The following is a 1054-nucleotide window of genomic DNA, read 5'->3' as shown; positions in this document are numbered from 1 at the left end:
TGTATTGACTCGCAACGTTGTTCACTCGGCTGATTGGCGGGTGGCCGCCGAGTGCGGTGTGGCAGCGGTGGTGGTTGTAGGCGTGGAGGAAGTCTGCCAGGGCTTCGGTTCGTTCGGTGTTGCTGGTGTAGGGCCGCAGGTAGGCCCACTCGTCGAGCAAGGTCCGGTTGAAACGTTCGACCTTGCCGTTGGTCTGCGGCCGGTAGGCGCGGGTGAGCCTGCCGGCTGCTCCGAGATCGGCGAGGACAGCTTTCCAGGCCAGGCCCTTGCGGTAGGCCCAGGCGTTGTCGGTGAGCACGCGCTCGATGCGGATGCCGTGGGAGCCGAAGAAGGCGGCCGCGCGGGTGAGGAAGCCCGCGCAGGTCGCGACTTTCTCGTCCGGGTGGATCTCGCTGTAGGCCAGGCGGGAGTGGTCGTCGACGGCGGAGTGGATGTAGTCGAATCCCATGCCGCTGCGGGTGGCGCGGCCGGCCTGCCGGCCCAGGGTCTTGTGGCCTCCGCCGTCGGGGATCCGTCCCAGCTTCTTGACGTCGATGTGGACCAGTTCGCCGGGGCGGTCGCGTTCGTAGCGGCGTATGACCTGCCCGGTGGGCCGGTCGATCCAGGCGAGCCGGTGCAGGCTGTGCCGGGTGAGTATCCGGTGCACCGTCGAGACGGGCAGGCCGAGGATGGGGCCGATCCGGGCCGGACCCAGCTTCCGTGCCGTCCTCAGGTCACATACCCGGGCCTCAAGGGCGGCTGGCGTGCGATGCGGGGTGGTGCACGGCCTGCTGGAGCGGTCCCACAGCCCCGGCTCTCCCTCTGCCCGGCCACCGGCGAATCCACTTGTGGGCCGTTGTCCGTGAGACGCCCATCTCCGCGGCCACGTGTGCGACCGGACGCCCGGAACGGACACGCTCGACCAGGATCCGCCTGCCATGAACGGTCAGCCGGGCATTACGGTGGGACACGAAGACCTCCGTGCGGTGAAGACTCGACACCTCCACCACACCGGAGGTCTTCGTCGTAATCAAGACCCGCGAGTGTCAACAACGCTCGTGATCAATACACCTAG

General features: G+C 67.8%; 1 pseudogene. It reads right to left on the bottom strand.

Annotated elements, in window-relative coordinates:
* Positions 1-950 (bottom strand): annotated as a pseudogene (locus ACH4PU_RS36200) (IS481 family transposase); the annotation flags it as partial.
* Between the last annotated feature and the right edge of the window lie 104 nt (positions 951-1054).

The sequence above is a fragment of the Streptomyces sp. NPDC021100 genome, from assembly GCF_044333095.1.
In the GTDB taxonomy this organism is placed as follows: domain Bacteria; phylum Actinomycetota; class Actinomycetes; order Streptomycetales; family Streptomycetaceae; genus Streptomyces.
Note: the sequence above shows the minus strand (reverse complement) of the source record. Positions and strands in the feature narration are given on the sequence as shown.